Origin of the sequence: Bacillus sp. CFBP9009, assembly GCF_036541465.1 — a bacterium.
In the GTDB taxonomy this organism is placed as follows: Bacteria; Bacillota; Bacilli; order Bacillales; family DSM-1321; genus Peribacillus.
Map to the genome: position 1 here is coordinate 111,921 of NZ_JAZHFU010000008.1, position 17,283 is coordinate 129,203.

Sequence of the window (17,283 nt, forward strand, 5' to 3'; positions counted from 1 at the left end):
ATTATACACAATAAATCCAAAAGTATAAATATTCAAATGTGTAAAAAAACAGACAAATCAGATTGACTTTCACAAAAAAAAGACCCATAAAGGGCAAAATGCCTTTATGGACCTCTTTTTATAAACCTTCCTCGTAGGTGCCTTCCCGCAAGCTTTCACGTTTCACCCTTCGTTTATAGACGACTTTAGATAAAGAAATACTGATTTCATATAATAACAGAAGCGGAACCATCACCATAAAGTCTGACATAAAGTCAGGCGGCGTAATCGATATCGCTATGACAACCAGTACAAAGTATGCATACTTCCTTAACTTTTGAAGCACATAAGGATTAATTATGCCAAGGGAGGTCAAAAACATGGTAACGACAGGAAGCTCGAATAAAACAGCAAAAGGTATCGTCATATTAAATACGAATGAAAAGTACTTATCCGCTGTAAAACTGGTTATGAACATCCCATCGCCCAATTCAATCAAAAATTGAAGAATGGTCGGGAAGATGACAAAATAACCGAAAGCAAGCCCTCCGATAAAAAGCAGGAAAAGTGCCGGAATATAGGCAAGGGTCGCCCTTACTTCATTTGGCATCAAAGCGGGTTTAACGAATAACCAGATTTGCAGGGCAATTACCGGTATCGTTGCCGCAATGGCTACGACACCTGCAAGCATAAAGTAAATCCAGATTATATCGCTCGGTCCCAATACCATTAGTTCAAAATCGAGATCTTTCACGAACCAATTATAAATCTCCTCAACATAAATAAAACTGGCGATAAAAAAGATGACAAAAGCAACAGCTGTAATGATGAGCCGTTTTCTCAATTCATCGAGATGATCGATGATATTTAATTCTTTATCTTCCAAAGTTGATCACGCCTTCATCTGAAAATCCGTATCTTGTTCCAGCATAAAGGCGCAAGACGATTCCATCTTACGCCCAGCATTCAATCATTCATGATTTTTTTGTTGCAGCTTCTTATCTTCTTCATAATCACCTTTTGTTAAATCACTCGTGGACTTTTTAAACTCACGAAGCGTTTGTCCAAAAGCACGGCCAATTTCTGGAAGTTTCTTCGGACCAAAGATAATTAATGCCAATATTAAGATGAGAATTAGACCAGGTACTCCAATGTTCGACATGGATACATCCCCTTTGGTGTTGTAATTAGACCTACTCCGATTATAATACCATTTCCAACCAATTGAAAGGGAACTGGCAATTCGTCATAGAATGGTAACAATTATCGACAGTATGCTCATGTACGACTGGGCCGGCAGAATAAAATGTAAAAACATAGGTATTATTCTATCCTAATTTAACATTTTGTCCATGATTAAATCAATAAGTGAAATAAATTACTGTCTTTATTGACCTCTACAAAAGAGAATCCTTTCTTGTTCATCCTTTGAATGAGCCCTGCATAATCATTTTTATCTTTTAGCTCAATACCAACCAGGGCCGGCCCGCTTTCTTTATTATTTTTCTTCGTATATTCAAAACGGCTTATATCGTCATTCGGTCCTAACACCTCATCAAGGAATTCCCTTAAAGCTCCAGCACGTTGCGGAAAATTCACGATGAAGTAATAAAGCAGCCCTTCATATAATAAGGATTTCTCCTTAATTTCCTGCATACGCCCAATGTCGTTATTCCCTCCGCTGACCATGCAAACAACCGTTTTGCCTTTGATTTGTTCTTTGTATAAATCCAACGCGGCTACAGATATAGCCCCTGCCGGTTCAGCTACGATCGCATGCTGATTATATAAATCGAGAATCGTCGTACAGATTTGGCCTGGGGGGACGACAATGATATCTTCCAGGTTTTCCTTACAAAGCTGATATGTCAACTGTCCCACACACTTGACGGCTGCTCCGTCAACGAATGTATCTATGTTTTCAAGTTCAGAAACTTTTCCTTCCTTGAAGGAGAATTCCATCGAAGCAGCACCTTGCGGCTCCACTCCAATGCATTTCGTTTTTGGGGAAACCGATTTGAAATAACTTGATACTCCGGCCATTAATCCGCCTCCGCCCATAGCGGCAAATACATAGTCGATTCCATCTTCACAATCATTCAGGATTTCTACAGCGGTTGTACCCTGCCCGGCGATTACCTTTTCATCGTCAAATGGATGGATAAAGGAACGGCCTTCTTTTTCACAGCATTCCATCGCCATGGCAAATGCGTCATCGAATGTATCCCCGATAAGGATGATTTCCACATTATCCCTGCCGAATAGCTGAACTTGATCGACTTTTTGCCTTGGAGTTGTAGCAGGCATATAAATTTTCCCGTGGATACCCAATTGGCTGCAGGAAAAAGCTACTCCCTGTGCATGGTTTCCTGCACTGGCACAAACAACTCCATTCTTCGTCTCTTCAGCGGTCAGGCTTTTCATTTTATAGTAAGCCCCTCTTAATTTAAAGGAACGTACGTGTTGTAAGTCCTCACGTTTTAAATAAACATTACAATCATATTTTTCAGAGAGTCTCTGATTTTTTTGTAAAGGAGTATGCAAAACGATTTCTTTCAGTTCTCTATAGGCAATTAGAATATCTTCCAATTGAATCCCCCTATTCTTAGATGCAGTCTGATTCATAACAATCCCTCTTTCCTTCCTAATGAATTCAATCATTATAGCACTTTACTGTTATTAATGTAATTGATTTTTCTAAAAATTCTTTCTTTTGTTTGTTTCATACCAAAAAAAACCGATTATGGTCATTTCCCCATAATCGGATTAGCACTTTATTTTTTTTGAAGAATAATAAAATCGTGGGCATATCGATTTTTTTCATCGATGCTGCCAGGGTTTGAAGAGATTTTATCCCATTCATTTTCATCAATCACGGGAAAGAAAGTATCACCTTCAAAGGTTTCATGGATTTCCGTTATATACAAGCGGTCGGTAAAAGGAAGGATTTCCTTGAAGATTTCAGCTCCGCCAATCACGAAGACTTCCTCATCTCGGTTATCTGCAAACGTTTTGATTTCTGCTATATCATGTAAAACTACGCAGCCTTCCGCTTTAAAATCCTGATTGCGGGTAACGATGACATTTTCGCGGCCAGGCAGGACCCTCCCGATCGATTCAAATGTTTTTCGGCCCATGACGATCGGATGGCCCATCGTCACTTTTTTAAAATACTGCAAATCTGCCGGTAAATGCCACGGCAGTTTATTGTTATTACCTATCACACGATTTTGATCCATAGCCACTATCAATGATATCATATGCTAACCTCACCTTTTATATGGGGATGGGCTTCGTAATTTTCCAAAACGAAGTCCTCGAAGCTAAAATCAAAGATATTTTTCACATCCGGATTGATTTTCATGATTGGCAATGGTTTAGGATCACGAGTCAACTGCAGTTCCACTTGTTCAAGGTGGTTAGAGTAGATGTGGACATCCCCGAAAGTATGTACAAATTCGCCAACTTCCAAATCACACACTTGGGCGATCATCATCGTTAAGAGCGCATATGAAGCTATATTAAAAGGAACACCTAAAAAGACGTCCGCTGAACGTTGGTATAGCTGGCATGAAAGCTTGCCATCAGCGACATAGAATTGAAAGAAAGCATGGCAAGGCGGCAAGGCCATTTCGTCCAGTTCACCAACATTCCAAGCACTGACTATCAGCCTTCTTGAATTTGGATTCGTTTTGATTTGTTCGATCAATTCACTGATTTGGTCGATTTGCCTTCCATCAGCCGTTCCCCAAGAACGCCATTGATGACCATAAATCGGACCTAATTCTCCCTTTTCATCAGCCCATTCATTCCAGATGCGCACGCTATTTTCCTGAAGGTAGCCAACGTTCGTATCACCCTTCAAAAACCACAATAGTTCATGGATAATCGCTTTTAAACTAACCTTTTTCGTTGTAAGTACAGGGAATCCATCTTTTAAATTGAATCTCATTTGATATCCAAAGGTACTGATCGTTCCTGTTCCCGTACGATCACCCTTTTGAGTTCCATTTTCGAGTACATGCTTACATAAATCTAAATATTGCTTCATGATAAACCACCTTTTCTACTTTCATTCTCCTTATTTTAACGTATTATTGCCCAATGTTTAATCTAATTGTTTAATAAAATTATAAGTCTTGGGTGCTTTTTGTCTAAGCAATTGATTTTGTTCATCGTTTACATAAAACATGGCAAACGTTTCTGCAAAGTATTCCTCAGGGTAATTGGAAAAATACGTAATCCCAGGAAACAGCCCATCCACTTCCTTACCCCAAATCTTCAAATAATCCATGTCTTCACGGATTCCATCAAACACTATATTATCAATTGAATGCCCCAGTTCATGCAGTTCCAAATTAACGGAGCCATGCCCGTTGCCCTTGTCACTTGCCCCGATTTTAACCAATACCGTATGTGATCCGCCCATACCAGGCACATCATCCCAAGTTGTTTCTTTATTCGAATAACCACGCGGGGTTTTCCCCTTTAATTTTGCCGCGGATTGATTTTCTGTTAAATCACCATCGAATAGTTTGATCCTCACACCACTTTCAGCAGTTTTCACCAAAAGGGAATAAGGCAGATTATTAATGGTACCAGCAATTTTAAGTGCTTCCCTTTCATCGTACTCCTCTTCTGGAAATAAAAATATTCGTTGCAATTCTTTATTGCCCTTAAAAAGTTCAGCTTGTCTTAAAAGATTATCTTTGGGTAAATTCCGCCATTTCACCCCATCATCCTTCGCTAATGAATAGGAGAGCATTGAGAATAAAAAGACAATTAATGCAAGTATGGATAACCATTTTTTCCTTTTCACACGCTTCTCCCCCCTTCTTCATTCCTCATTTATGTTAAGAAAATATATGTTATTTAAAAACTCTAAACCTTTGATACTATTATATTAGTATAACATATTGCCCTAATGTAAAAACTCTATGTTTTTTTGGTAATTTCGGTTGCCATTCATCATGAGAAGAACCATTGATCCGCGCTTTTCATATATCAACAGTATATAATCGTAAAAGGTTTAAGGTGATCGCATGGAAACCAATAATAAAAAAGCCATCTTGAATGAGCACCGTGAACTTGCTGAAGAAGTGCTTGATATTTACAGTTTAAGAGTGTTCATCATTCTCGACCTTTTTCTGTTCTCCATCTTATTTGGCATACTGCTGCATCCGCTACTGTCTTCACTTTGGCTTAACTTTTTATTGCCATTTCTTTTCTTCACAACATTTACAGCCCTTCTTCAAATACTTGATATTTTCCAAAATAAAAGCTGACATCATATTTGATGTCAGCTTCAAACTTTATAAAATATCCAGTTGATTTCAGAAATCCGCTCCCTTTCCGCCGACTGTCTGCCGGACCGCCCGCGGAAAGCGAGTGCCTGGAGTGGAAATCAACGATCAGATTTACTTAACCCTCAAAAAAACGTTCCAGTTGATTGGAAGGGGTGTGCGAGACTCCTGCGGGCAAAGCGCGTAATTATTTTTTAATATAATGAAGCATTGCAAGTTGACCTAATTTTTGTACTTTGGTTAATGTGAAATTTACAGTAATATCATCTCCGATATAAAGGGAGATTCCTTTCCCTAAAATAATGGGTGCAATGGCTAGCTGGAATTCATCAATTAAACTTTCTTTAAAAAATTCACGTGCTAAGTTTCCTCCACCAATTAACCATATATCTTTACCAGGCTTATGTTTTATATTTTTAATGAAAGTTTTGACATCTTCATCAATAAATGTAGCATATTCATCTGAGCCACTAACAGATTTAGAAAATACATAATTTTTATATTCACTATAAGGATAATTCATATCAAATCCACGAATGACATCATAAGTTCCTTTTCCCATTACAACAGTGTCAATTCTTTCCAGTAGTGATTTATAGCCAGAGTCTCCTTCTACTTCTGTTGATTCTAACCACTTTAATGTACCGTCATCATTTGCAATATAGCCATCAATTGAAGTACCAATGTATAAAATAATGTTACGCTGTTTTTTCATCAACAACAGATCCCCCTCGGAACATAAACTTGATATTTCTTTCATATAAACCATCTCGTAATTCCATTGATACTTCCCCAGGTAAAATAAGATTCTAACAAGATTAATTCTCCACTACATTTGATTCCCCTTCTTTCACTAACCTGCGTCGTTAGTTGAAGAAGATAAAGGAATTCAATCGATAAAACAATGAGCTTTTTTTGGAAAGATCGAGAAATGGTAATATTCGTAATTGGGGAAGTCGAATTATGAACAAAAAATCGTAAAAGGGCTTCGGGATGATACCATTCTGAAACTTTTGCGACAAAAAGCTGCCATCATTTTAGATGACAGCTTTTTTAAATAGTGCTCAACCATGTTCCTTGAGCTTTTTCCCTTTCTTCAAATGGAATACGATCGTGGTGCCGAAAATCAGTAAAATAAATGCAAAAAAGATCGCAGGCGGGATTTCTATCCTTGCAACGGCCAATAACATTTTTATAGCAATGAATCCGATAAGGACATATGCGGCAGTTTCCAATTCAGGAACCTTATCTATCAATTTTAGAAATAATCCCGCCACTCCCCGCATCATCAAGACACCAATCATTCCGCCTGTCAAAAGCACCCAGACTTTTTCACTCACCCCGAATGCGGCCAAGACACTATCGACGGAAAATGCTATATCCATCAATTCCACTGCCGCAACCGTTCCCCATAAGGTACCAAACATACGGATCAGTATGCTGTTTTTACTCATTCCCTGAATATCTTCATCAGCTTGTTTTTTTCTTTTATCCCTAAAGTATTTAAATGAGAGCCAACCAAGATAGGCGGCCCCAATTACCTTCACCCACCAAAGCTTAATGAGGAAAACACCGATTCCAATCGCTATAAATCTAAAAGCGTAAGCACCTAATAAACCGTAAAAAAGTGCTTTTTTCCGTTGTTTTTCCGGAAGGTGCCTGACCATTACAGCTAATACCAAAGCGTTGTCCGCTGATAGCAACCCTTCCATTAATACGAGCGTTCCAATCAATCCCCAGCTCACCGGGTCGGATAAAACCTCCACCCACATATGCCAGTCAAAAAACTGTGCATACGTTTGCATGATGTTATTTAATAACTCTGACATGATAAAGACTCCTCTGCTACTATAACAGCAAAATTAGAAAACCTTTTAAAATAACATTGTTCCCCGCAATGATAAAAACTCTGCTTTTATTTCAACACAAAATAAATACGTTGCATGACAACGTATCATTTCGATGCTATTAGAAATTCATTTCATTTTCATCATACTCTTACACTTACATAAAATCAACGAAACCAACCGCTATGAGATCCTTTGTTTACTCGTCCACTCTGGCGGCGTATTTTTATCCCAATATATTTTCCCTATATTATAATGGGTGGCAAATGAATCATGATGGGTATGATAATGAAAATCGAACCAATACCCTTCCAGTGGAGGATTTTCCTGCCTGACATGGAATCTGATGATATCCTTGCCGCTATTTGAATCATAAATATGAAATATTTTTTCGGCCCTGCCCGCACTCGGCTGCTCAGTGATGGTTAATTGCTGTAATTTTTCATCTGGAAATTGGGCAGCCATTTCGGTAATGGCTTCTTCGATTTTTGGTAATATGGCCATTTTGAACTCATCGCCAATTTTAGGATTGATCTTATCGCCAAATTTCACAAATGCGTTTTCCTCTGCCTTATTCATTATGCCCGATAAAAATTCTTCCCGGTTGAATTCCTCTTCTAGTTCAGTCGAATTTTGCGAAGGAAGATAGGATAATCCCTCTTCTTCCACTAACCCTTTTTTAGTATCCTTTAACGAATCGGCTTCCGCAAGCCACGCCAGATCTGAAGGAGTGACAAGACCAAACGTTAAAACGGATACTAAAATGACGAGACTTTTCCTGAACCAAACCGCCGCTTTCAAATCACACTCCCCCTCCTTTTTTGTATTGTCTTTATATTTAGTATACTTTTATTTTTTGGTAATTACGAATATATAGTTACCCATGTTTTAAAAATCAAAAAAAAGGATAAATACCTATATAAAGTTTATGAACTCGAAATGAATTCGAACTTTTTTATTAAATATCAATAAATTTACATTTAAATGAAGGATTTTGACGATTTTTGGAGAAATTAATTAGATTCAAGTCTTTTTAAGGAGGGGTCTTATATGGCTTCGACTGCCATGGTGGCTTTATGTCTTGTAACATTAGCATTTTTCGTATATTTATCATTTGCTGATTAAGAATAAATGAATACCTACGAAAAATCTCCTTGTCATTCTTCTACAATGACAAGGTTTTCTTTTCATTCAAACATAAGCCTTACCTTTTGGCAGATAAAAGGACTGAATAATGGAGGAATTATTTTGGAAAACAATAATGAGATCATTAAAGATAAGGATTACAAAAGGGAAACAGCTACAGGGGGCGCCGGAATGGTCGTTACAGCTCATCCGGTAGCCACCTCCATAGGGGAAAAAATATTACGTGAAGGTGGAAATGCTGTCGATGCGGCGGTCGCCATCCAATTTGCCCTGAATATTGTGGAACCCATGATGACCGGTATCGGCGGAAGTGGTTTCCTAATGGTATATAACGCTAAAGATAAGGAAACGAAAATATACGATGGCCATGTAAGAGCACCTAAAGCCGCACATCGAGACATGTTTCTTGATGAAAAAGGGGAAGTCATCCCATTTAAAGAAAGATCGATCAAAGCCACAGCGGTAGGCATACCCGGAATACTGAAAGCTATGGATGAAGCACTCGCTGAAAATGGCAGTAAGCCATTAGCGGACCTCATCGAGCCATCCATTGAATTTGCAGAAAAAGGAGTTCCCGTCAATTGGGTTCTTTGCGACGCTCTTAAAAATTTTGAATATCGATTGGGCGAAGAAGCGCGTAGGTTCTTCATACCAAACGGAAAACCCTATCAGGATGGCGATTTGCTGATAAAAGAAAAGCTGGCGAATACCTATCGGATCTTACAACGTGAAGGAATTTCCGCTTTTTATGAAGGTGAAATCGGAGAAGGCATCATTTCCTGTATACAGGAGCTTGGAGGGTTCATGGAGCTTTCTGATTTAAAGGACTATAAAGCTACTATCGATGTACCAATGTATGGGACTTATAAGGATTATCTAATTGCGTCATCAAATGCCCCAAGTGCTGGCGGCTTCACGGTCATCCAAATCCTGAAAATATTGGAGAGCTTCCATATAGAACAATATGACGTCCGTTCTTGGGAAAAATATTATTTAATTGCAGAAGCGATGCGTCTGGCATTTACAGACAAAAAGGCATTTCTCGCTGATCCCGAATTTGCCGAATTGCCATTGGCGGGTCTAATGCATGATGAGTATATAGCTAAACGACGTTCATTCATTAATTTCAAAACAAGAAATAATGCCATTGACTTCGGAAACCCTTGGATTTATGATTCCGTGAAGCAAAGGGAAGTCATTCCTCAGCCTAATGAAGAGGATATCAGTGAAACCACACACTTCACCGTCCGTGACAGATGGGGGAATATCGCAGCATGCACGTCTACAGTGGAACATCCATTCGGATCAGGCATTATGGTTTCTGACTATGGTTTCATGCTGAATAACGAACTGACTGATTTCGATTCCATTCCAGGCGGCATGAATGAAGTGCAGCCCAATAAACGCCCAGTCAGCTGTAAAAGCCCGACCATCATCTTTAAAGACGGCGAGCCGATCTTGACGCTGGGTTCACCTGGAGGACCAACCATCATCAGTTCAGTCGTGCAAACGATCATCAATGTACTCGATATGAAAATGGATTTGAAAGCAGCCATCGAAGAACCTAGAATTTTCACTCCAATGGGCCCTCATATTGAATGGGAACCAGGAATTGATATGACCAGCAAAGGCCACTTGGAAGCAATGGGCTTCGCCTTTAATGAAGTTCCCCACTCCATAGGGAATGTCCAAGCGATTCAAATCAACCCTGATGGCTCTAACTATGGTGCTGCCGATTCAAGCCGAGAAGGCTGTGCCATGGGCCTGGACGAAACAGATTATAAATCTTGATCACTGAATGGAAATGAAGCCAAAATGAAATTTGGATGTTTTTCTCTTTATTACGTCAAATCCAAATTCCTCAAAGCGGGAGCTGCGAAAATGGTCTTTCAACACGACTCTCTTTCGTGCAACCCGCTTGGCTTCTTTCATTATTTCCACAGATAAAGACTTACCTTCCGCAAAATGAGTCAGTCCCCTGATCCCATTCGATTCCTGAATCGTTTCTTCAAACATGGGATCGAAATATACGACATCAAAATGATTATCCGGCAATGTTTTCAAAATTTCGTAATGATCACCTTGCATGACCTCTATTCTTCTCATCGCCGAAATCATCGTTTCTTCTGCATCCTCCCATGTCTTCATCCCATGGTCCACGAGCAAGGCCAAATATTGATTTCCTTCCAATGCGACAACCTGTCCATGTTCACCCACTGCGAAACTTGCGACAATCGCATCAGAGCCCAAACCCAAGGTACAATCAAGCACAGAGTTCCCTACATTTATATCTCCGGCAATGAGAAATGGATCACTCTCTCCGCGCATTATTCTTTTTATACGGATCATCGCTAGGTTCGGGTGGAAAAAGAATGGTTCTTTTTCCTGGTATCGATATAACTCCATCCGCTTTTTACCAAAAACAAGGCAATCATCTTCATTCTGTTCCGCTTGGATATCTCTCACCGATCGTTTTCTTCGGGCTATAAAGGGGATATGTAATTCTTCAGCTAACTTTTTCGCTAATATCATCGTTTCTTTATCGGCTCTTCCTACTGTTGTGACAAACATGGATCCTACCCCTTCATACTCTCTTAAATTTGAAAAGAATGCCCTGTTTCCAGGACATTCCGCTTTATCACTTATTTTACTTGACTGAACGCTGCCAATAAATTTTCCATGATAGCTTCCATTGGCTGTCCTTCTATATCATGTCGTGGAATGAAATGTACGACCTCTGTGCCCTTTAAAAGAGCCATTGATGGTGAAGAAGGTTCTATTCCATCGAAGTATTCCCGCATTTTAGCTGTCGCTTCCTTATCTTGGCCGGCAAATACAGTTACCAAATGATCTGGCTTATTGTCTGCTTGCAGTACGGCTTGAGTAGCAGCTGGACGGGCTAACCCTGCAGCACAGCCGCAAACGGAATTCACGACCACAAGTGTCGTACCTTCTACCGATTCCATAAAGTTTTCAACCGCTTCAGCGGATTCCAACTCATCAAAACCTGCTTGCACCAGTTCCGCACGCATTGGTTTCACCATTTGTTTCATGTATTCATCATATGCCATTGACATAAAAAAACCCCCTTGGTTACATTTCTTCAATTAGAATAATCATACTATATTGTTAAGTGAATATGCAAAAATGACGCTTAAAGCTTTGTAAAATTCATTGTTCCTCACAAAGAAACATGGTGATAGAATCCACTTTCATTCTGCCACCATGTTTTAGTCTTCCTTTTAACTTAAACTTTCATCACTCCGCCTGAGCTGGCATTCGTTACAAGTTTGGAATAACGTGCTAAATAGCCTGTTCTGACTTTTGACTCGAAGCCTTTCCAATTCGCTTTGCGTTTTTCGAATTCTTCATCGGAAATTTCCAATTGGATTTTGCGATTATTCAAATCCAATTCGATGATATCACCATCTTCAACAAAGGCAATTGGGCCTCCCTCAGCTGCTTCAGGGGATATATGACCAATGCTGATGCCTCGAGATGCGCCTGAAAAGCGGCCATCAGTGATCAAACCGACTTTCGCTCCAAGTCCCCTTCCGACGATTTGGGAAGTTGGTGCCAACATTTCCGGCATACCCGGCCCACCTTTAGGCCCTTCGTAACGAATGACCACTACATCCCCTTCTTTAACCTTACCGGTAATGATCCCGGAAAGAGCATCTTCCTGGGAATCGAAACAAATGGCAGGACCTCTGTGGTAGCCACCAACTGATGCGTCAACCGCGCCCACTTTTACGATGGAACCTTGAGGAGCAAGGTTACCGAACAATACAGCAAGCCCGCCACGCTCAGAATGCGGATTATCCAATGGATGGATTACATCCTTGTCCAATATTTCACAACCAGCAACATTTTCGCGGAGCGTTTTACCTGAGACAGAAAGGCAATCTCCATTAAAGGCACCTGGTTTTTTGAGTAACTCATTAATGACGGCACTTACCCCACCGGCATTATGTACATCTTCAATATGATAATCGGATGCCGGTGCTATTTTCGCTAGATGCGGTACGCGGTTAGCTATTTCATTTATGCGTTCCATCGGATATTCAAAACCTGCTTCATGTGCCAATGCAAGTGTATGAAGAACGGTGTTGGTCGAACCGCCCATCGCCATATCCAATGCAAATGCGTTATCAATTGCTTCAATCGTAACGATATCACGAGGCTTGATATCCTGTTTGATTATCTCCATCAGCTGTTTAGCGGATTTCTTAACGAATTCCTTACGTTCTTCGGCTACCGCCAAAATCGTTCCATTTCCCGGAAGTGCAAGTCCTAATCCTTCAGCCAGGCAGTTCATGGAGTTTGCTGTGAACATTCCTGAACAAGAACCGCAAGTAGGGCATGCAACTTGCTCGATTTCCTGCAAATCCTCTTCATTGATATTACCTGCTTGATAAGCACCCACCCCTTCAAAAACGGATGTTAATGAAAGAGATTTACCATTTTTATCTTTACCTGCTTTCATGGGTCCGCCGCTTACGAATATTGTAGGAATATTGACACGAAGTGCTCCCATCATCATTCCCGGCGTTATCTTGTCACAGTTTGGTATGCAGACCATACCGTCAAACCAATGTGCCGATACAACAGTTTCCACGGAATCTGCGATGATTTCACGGCTTGGTAAGGAATAGCGCATACCAATATGACCCATTGCAATTCCATCGTCTACCCCGATCGTATTAAATTCGAAAGGAACACCGCCCGCTTCGCGAATCGCTTCCTTCACTATTTTTCCGAATTCCTGAAGGTGGACATGACCTGGAACGATATCGATGTATGAATTACAAACCGCGATGAACGGTTTACCGAAATCTTCTTCTTTAACCCCTGCTGCCCGCAGCAGACTTCTATGTGGAGCTCGATCGACCCCTTTTGTAATCATGTCGCTTCTCATATTTGATGTAGACATTTGTTGTACCCCCAATTTCCACTAAATGTTTAATGATTCAATATAATATAATTTTTAGTATACTCTAAAAATTCTAACATATTTACATACAAATGCAACCATTCAACACTAAATTTCTACAAAAATCATTTTACTAAAATAATAGAGATCAAATTTATATCTTAGAAACTAATGTTTTGGGATTCGACCTGAGGGGAACTTATGTCAAACGACTGGAAATGATTCGCAAAAATAAAAAGGCATGCGGATTAAATCATCCGCATGCCTTTTGCCTGGGTTATTCCAAATCACTTGTCATTCACTTGTCTTGATTCTGTCATTTGCTTCCAAACCGAACCTTTTGCTTCTTCCCCATTTTCTATACGGTCAATGGCCATCTTGACCTGAAGGGCCACTTCGAATTCAGGATCCTGTTCCGCTTGCTTAAGATAAGGGAGGGTCGTTTCATTTCCCACTTCGTATAAAAACATCGCCGCCCTCCATCTAACCAATTTATTTTTATCCGAAAGTGATTGAGACATTTCTCCCATCGCTTCTTCAAAGCCAAGATCTGATAAACAATCACCAGCCGTTCGTCTTACGGCCGCACTTTTATCTTTCAATGCTTTATACAAGCTCGGGAGCACTTTTCTATCCTCGATCATACCCAAGTATACGACCGCGAGCCTTCGAATGGAGACCTTACTGTCGGAGAGTGCCATGTCCAATACGGGTATATCATCAACCGTTGGATCTTCCATTTGTTCTAAAGCCTGATAACGCTTTTCCCAGCTTTCGTCATTCAGCATTTCTGCAGTCAGTTTAATTTTTGGTCGTTTCAAAAATGCTTCCTTCGTATCCACCATTTCATTTGCAGCGGCTACTAGCCGATTAATTCGTTCTTCCGGATAAGCTGCAATCAGCTCGTCCGATACTTCCTTCACGATATCTTCCATATCACCATATCTTACGCCATAATCCTTCCATTTTCGAAGCAGGACTACATTGTCATCTTCTTTTTGGGCAGCGGCAATGCCCTTTATGAAATAATCCGGTAAGGCAAAACGTTTTTCGTGTAAGCTATCACTAGCTTTAATTTGCATCGGAATGCCCTTGAATTGTTGAATGGCAACAGTTACTTCTCCGTAATGTTCATTTAATGTTGTTTGTTGATTTTGTTCTTCGGTTTTTTCCCCGAAAACCTGACGGATTTGGACCAAGATATCTTTCCAATCATATTTCGCATTCCGCTCAACGGCTAAGAAGTCCGCAACATGATATACCCCTTTCACTCCCTCGATCGTAAATAAATCTTTGATCAGCTGGGGTGCCTGATCAGCTTGATCTTTCTTATAATTATTGCTTTTACCAGCTAATAGCTCTTCAGTTAAGTTGATTTTCATTGTATTCGGACTTGGTGTAGGTTCTATCGACTTAATTTTCAATGCATTTCTCTCCTTTTACAAGACGTTTCCATGTACTAGATATTATCACATCGGCAACAGATTCTCATGCAATTGAGATTGGCAAAAAAAAGACCGATCCAAGTTTGCTCCCTTGGACCAGTCTCCACGCTCATTCCTCTTCCAATTTTTCCGCTAAATATGTCCATCTTTCCATCAAATGCTCTAATTTATCCGTTAGTTCCTTTTCTTCTTCAAGCAGCAGGCGGACTTTTTCAAAATCGCTTCCCGCCGCTGACATTTCTGATGTTATGTCTTTCAGGCGCAGCTCGGCCCGTTCCATGTTCCCTTCGATTCCTTCCCATTCCTTACTTTCCGCATAGGTCAGTTTTTTCTTTTTCTTTTCGGTCCGGTTCATCTGAGGTTCCGGTGCTTTTACCGGCACGGTCACTTCCGTCTTTTCTTCCAAGAACTCTGAATAATTGCCGTAATAGAAATCAATTTCACCTTTATTCTTGAAAACAAGAAGCTGATGGCACGTCTTATCCAGGAAATACCTATCATGTGATACGGTAATGACTACACCTGAAAACGTTTCTAAATAATCCTCCAGAACGGTCAAGGTTTGCGTGTCCAAATCATTCGTCGGTTCATCCAAAAGCAGGACATTAGGTGCCGACATCAATATGTTAAGGAGATATAATCGCCTTTTCTCCCCACCGGACAGCTTGCGGATTGGCGTTCCATGCGATCCCATTGGAAACAAGAACCTTTCAAGCATCTGCGCAGCCGATATGAAACTGCCATCTTTAAGGGCGATGGAATCCGCCGTTTCACGAATATACTCTATCATGCGCAAATTCTCATCCATATCGACGCTTTCTTGCGTATAGTAGCCTATTTTCACGGTTTGCCCTTTTTCCAGGTTACCTTCATCAATGGATTCCCGTCCGGCCAGGATATTTAACAAGGTTGACTTTCCACTGCCATTATTACCGACGATCCCAATGCGATCACCCGGTTTGAAAAGGAAGGAGAAATGGTTGATGATGGTTCGATCACCGAAGGATTTAGAAACATCCTGCATCTCAAGCACCTTTTTCCCAAGACGGGCACCGCTTAATTCCATTTCCAGGTTCTCGGTTTTCTGCTTATCCTTTACACCTGATTCCAATGTTTCGAAGCGTTGGATCCTGGCCTTTTGTTTCGTTGTACGGGCCTTGGCTCCTTTACGGATCCAGGCCAGTTCTTTTTTGAATAGACTTTCCTTTTTCGTTCTTTCAGCTGACTCGTTCTCTTCACGAATGGCCTTTGATTCTAAATAATCCGCATAGTTTCCTTTGTATTCGAAAAGCTGCGTTTGGGCAATTTCCCAAATCTTATTGGACACACGATCAAGGAAATATCGATCATGGGTTACAAATAAAACGGACTTTTGATATTTCCCCAAATATTCTTCAAGCCAAGTGATACTTTCGAAATCGAGATGGTTGGTAGGCTCATCCAAAATCAGTAAATCAGGGGTCTCAATCAAGGTTTTTGCCAGGGCCGCACGTTTTTTTTGGCCACCTGACAGTTCCCCCAATTTCCTTGAGTGATCAGGAAGACCAAGCTTGGTCAGAATCGTTCTGGCATTGGCACTTGTATCCCAGGCGCCAAGCGTGTCCATATCCTGCTGCTGTTTTAACAAACGGTCTTGTACTGCGCCATTCTGCGGATCTACCTGGAGTTGAACGAGCGTCTTTTCATATTCTTTAATCAACGAAAATACAGGAGTTGAACTTTCATACATATATTCCATGATCGTCAATTTCTCATCAAAATGAGGGTCTTGGGATAGATAGGAAATCGTGTAATCATTCGGGTGATCCTTCGTTCCTAAATCACTGTCTTCCAATCCTGCGATAATATTTAATAATGTCGATTTACCGGTGCCGTTTATTCCAACGATCCCGATTTTCTCCCCTTCGGTAATGGAAAAAGAGACATCTTTAAAAAGCAGCTTTTCCCCTTGGGTTTTCATTACATTTTCCATGCTAAAAACTTTCATAATCGTACATCCCATTCCTTATTAAATTCCTCTAAAAATCCAATCATATATTCATGCCTTTCACTTGCAATCTTCTTGGCTGTACAAGTATTGAGCATATCTTGCAAACGCAATAACTTTTCATGAAAGTGATGAATGGAAGAGCTTTTGCCATTCCTGTATTCCTTCTTGGTCATGTTTTCCCTTATGGGCAATGAAGGATCATACATAAGTTGTCCCTTTTTTCCGCCAAATGCAAATGTCCTGGCTATGCCAATGGCACCAATTGCATCCAAGCGGTCCGCATCCTGAACAATTTCAGCCTCAATCGAGGGAAGCTTCAACTGCCCTGCACTATATGAAATTGTATTGATGATCTGTTTGATGGCATCCACACTATCATTATCCAACTTTATTTCATCAAACCAAGCATCAAGCTTTTTCCAGCCTCCATCGGCTTCCTGGTTTAATTTATCATCCGGGATATCATGAAGCAGAGCCGCCAATTCAATGATGAACTCATTCCCTTTTCGTTCTTCTTTTGCAATATGTAAAGCCAGCTTACGTACACGATTGATATGGAACCAATCATGGCCGCTGGCATCAGAATTCAATTGGTCATATACATACTTCTCCGTTAATTCAATCATCGTTTGTTTCATTT

17 protein-coding genes are annotated in these 17,283 nt (G+C 40.4%); 2 read left to right on the forward strand and 15 right to left on the reverse strand.

From position 1 onward, the window contains the following. Positions 1 to 118: 118 nt before the first annotated feature. The 6 genes from tatC to V3595_RS18835 all read right to left on the reverse strand — a co-directional run bounded on the left by tatC (position 119) and on the right by V3595_RS18835 (position 4,798). Positions 119 to 865 (reverse strand): twin-arginine translocase subunit TatC, encoded by a 747-nt coding sequence (tatC, locus tag V3595_RS18810; RefSeq protein ID WP_101225286.1) that lies wholly within the window; start codon positions 863 to 865, stop codon positions 119 to 121. Between the two features lie 84 nt (positions 866 to 949). Further along, positions 950 to 1,141, reverse strand: a complete 192-nt coding sequence (gene tatA, locus V3595_RS18815; protein WP_034307557.1) for a twin-arginine translocase TatA/TatE family subunit — start codon at positions 1,139 to 1,141, stop codon at positions 950 to 952. A gap of 194 nt (positions 1,142 to 1,335) precedes the next feature. Continuing rightward, a complete protein-coding gene (ilvA, locus tag V3595_RS18820) occupies positions 1,336 to 2,604 on the reverse strand; it encodes a threonine ammonia-lyase IlvA (protein ID WP_402904926.1) in 1,269 nt (422 codons plus the stop codon). 149 nt (positions 2,605 to 2,753) lie between these two features. Continuing rightward, positions 2,754 to 3,239 (reverse strand): dihydrofolate reductase, encoded by a 486-nt coding sequence (locus V3595_RS18825; protein WP_485890057.1) that lies wholly within the window; start codon positions 3,237 to 3,239, stop codon positions 2,754 to 2,756. Then, positions 3,236 to 4,030, reverse strand: a complete 795-nt coding sequence (locus V3595_RS18830; protein ID WP_048686772.1) for a thymidylate synthase — start codon at positions 4,028 to 4,030, stop codon at positions 3,236 to 3,238. The genes V3595_RS18825 and V3595_RS18830 overlap by 4 nt, the downstream gene beginning before the upstream one ends. A 57-nt stretch (positions 4,031 to 4,087) precedes the next feature. After that, positions 4,088 to 4,798, reverse strand: a complete 711-nt coding sequence (locus V3595_RS18835) for an anthrax toxin lethal factor-related metalloendopeptidase (RefSeq protein WP_485908741.1) — start codon at positions 4,796 to 4,798, stop codon at positions 4,088 to 4,090. A gap of 223 nt (positions 4,799 to 5,021) precedes the next feature. On the opposite strand from V3595_RS18835, the gene V3595_RS18840 reads away from it, so the two are divergent. After that, positions 5,022 to 5,264 (forward strand): hypothetical protein, encoded by a 243-nt coding sequence (locus V3595_RS18840; protein ID WP_413018481.1) that lies wholly within the window; start codon positions 5,022 to 5,024, stop codon positions 5,262 to 5,264. Between the two features lie 205 nt (positions 5,265 to 5,469). Here V3595_RS18840 and V3595_RS18845 read toward each other — a convergent pair whose 3' ends face one another. From V3595_RS18845 to V3595_RS18855, 3 genes are all read right to left on the reverse strand, one after another. Continuing rightward, positions 5,470 to 5,997 (reverse strand): dihydrofolate reductase family protein, encoded by a 528-nt coding sequence (locus tag V3595_RS18845; RefSeq protein WP_485908742.1) that lies wholly within the window; start codon positions 5,995 to 5,997, stop codon positions 5,470 to 5,472. A 349-nt stretch (positions 5,998 to 6,346) separates the two neighbouring features. Beyond that, the gene (locus V3595_RS18850; RefSeq protein WP_485908743.1) at positions 6,347 to 7,111 is read right to left on the reverse strand and encodes a TerC family protein; all 765 of its coding nucleotides are present in this window, start codon (positions 7,109 to 7,111) and stop codon (positions 6,347 to 6,349) included. A gap of 201 nt (positions 7,112 to 7,312) precedes the next feature. Further along, a complete protein-coding gene (locus tag V3595_RS18855) occupies positions 7,313 to 7,930 on the reverse strand; it encodes a YpjP family protein (RefSeq protein ID WP_413018485.1) in 618 nt (205 codons plus the stop codon). Positions 7,931 to 8,377: 447 nt separating this feature from the next. Between V3595_RS18855 and ggt the strand changes: the two genes are divergently transcribed. Then, the gene (ggt, locus tag V3595_RS18860; protein ID WP_485908744.1) at positions 8,378 to 10,066 is read left to right on the forward strand and encodes a gamma-glutamyltransferase; all 1,689 of its coding nucleotides are present in this window, start codon (positions 8,378 to 8,380) and stop codon (positions 10,064 to 10,066) included. On the opposite strand, the gene V3595_RS18865 is transcribed toward ggt, so the two are convergent. The 6 genes from V3595_RS18865 to V3595_RS18890 form a co-directional block, all read right to left on the reverse strand. Beyond that, positions 10,067 to 10,846 carry a class I SAM-dependent methyltransferase gene (locus V3595_RS18865; protein WP_485908745.1) on the reverse strand — a complete coding sequence of 260 codons (780 nt, stop codon included), beginning with the start codon at positions 10,844 to 10,846 and terminating at the stop codon, positions 10,067 to 10,069. 71 nt (positions 10,847 to 10,917) lie between these two features. Next, positions 10,918 to 11,352 (reverse strand): BrxA/BrxB family bacilliredoxin, encoded by a 435-nt coding sequence (locus V3595_RS18870; RefSeq protein WP_485908746.1) that lies wholly within the window; start codon positions 11,350 to 11,352, stop codon positions 10,918 to 10,920. A 170-nt stretch (positions 11,353 to 11,522) separates the two neighbouring features. Beyond that, a complete protein-coding gene (ilvD, locus tag V3595_RS18875) occupies positions 11,523 to 13,208 on the reverse strand; it encodes a dihydroxy-acid dehydratase (RefSeq protein ID WP_485908747.1) in 1,686 nt (561 codons plus the stop codon). Positions 13,209 to 13,495: 287 nt separating this feature from the next. Continuing rightward, positions 13,496 to 14,632 (reverse strand): conserved virulence factor C family protein, encoded by a 1,137-nt coding sequence (locus V3595_RS18880; RefSeq protein ID WP_485908748.1) that lies wholly within the window; start codon positions 14,630 to 14,632, stop codon positions 13,496 to 13,498. 130 nt (positions 14,633 to 14,762) lie between these two features. Next, positions 14,763 to 16,640 (reverse strand): ABC-F family ATP-binding cassette domain-containing protein, encoded by a 1,878-nt coding sequence (locus tag V3595_RS18885; protein ID WP_485908749.1) that lies wholly within the window; start codon positions 16,638 to 16,640, stop codon positions 14,763 to 14,765. Continuing rightward, a complete protein-coding gene (locus tag V3595_RS18890) occupies positions 16,637 to 17,281 on the reverse strand; it encodes an HD domain-containing protein (protein ID WP_485908750.1) in 645 nt (214 codons plus the stop codon). The genes V3595_RS18885 and V3595_RS18890 overlap by 4 nt, the downstream gene beginning before the upstream one ends. Between the last annotated feature and the right edge of the window lie 2 nt (positions 17,282 to 17,283).

Bases quoted from the DNA above. Each gene is read 5' to 3' on its own strand.
- tatA (WP_034307557.1), bottom strand. From the start codon at position 1,141: ATGTCGAACATTGGAGTACCTGGTCTAATTCTCATCTTAATATTGGCA.
- ilvA (WP_402904926.1), bottom strand. From the start codon at position 2,604: ATGAATCAGACTGCATCTAAGAATAGGGGGATTCAATTGGAAGATATT.
- V3595_RS18825 (WP_485890057.1), bottom strand. From the start codon at position 3,239: ATGATATCATTGATAGTGGCTATGGATCAAAATCGTGTGATAGGTAAT.
- V3595_RS18830 (WP_048686772.1), bottom strand. From the start codon at position 4,030: ATGAAGCAATATTTAGATTTATGTAAGCATGTACTCGAAAATGGAACT.
- V3595_RS18840 (WP_413018481.1), top strand. From the start codon at position 5,022: ATGGAAACCAATAATAAAAAAGCCATCTTGAATGAGCACCGTGAACTT.
- V3595_RS18845 (WP_485908742.1), bottom strand. From the start codon at position 5,997: ATGAAAAAACAGCGTAACATTATTTTATACATTGGTACTTCAATTGAT.
- V3595_RS18850 (WP_485908743.1), bottom strand. From the start codon at position 7,111: ATGTCAGAGTTATTAAATAACATCATGCAAACGTATGCACAGTTTTTT.
- V3595_RS18865 (WP_485908745.1), bottom strand. From the start codon at position 10,846: ATGTTTGTCACAACAGTAGGAAGAGCCGATAAAGAAACGATGATATTA.
- V3595_RS18870 (WP_485908746.1), bottom strand. From the start codon at position 11,352: ATGTCAATGGCATATGATGAATACATGAAACAAATGGTGAAACCAATG.
- ilvD (WP_485908747.1), bottom strand. From the start codon at position 13,208: ATGTCTACATCAAATATGAGAAGCGACATGATTACAAAAGGGGTCGAT.
- V3595_RS18885 (WP_485908749.1), bottom strand. From the start codon at position 16,640: ATGAAAGTTTTTAGCATGGAAAATGTAATGAAAACCCAAGGGGAAAAG.
- V3595_RS18890 (WP_485908750.1), bottom strand. From the start codon at position 17,281: ATGAAACAAACGATGATTGAATTAACGGAGAAGTATGTATATGACCAA.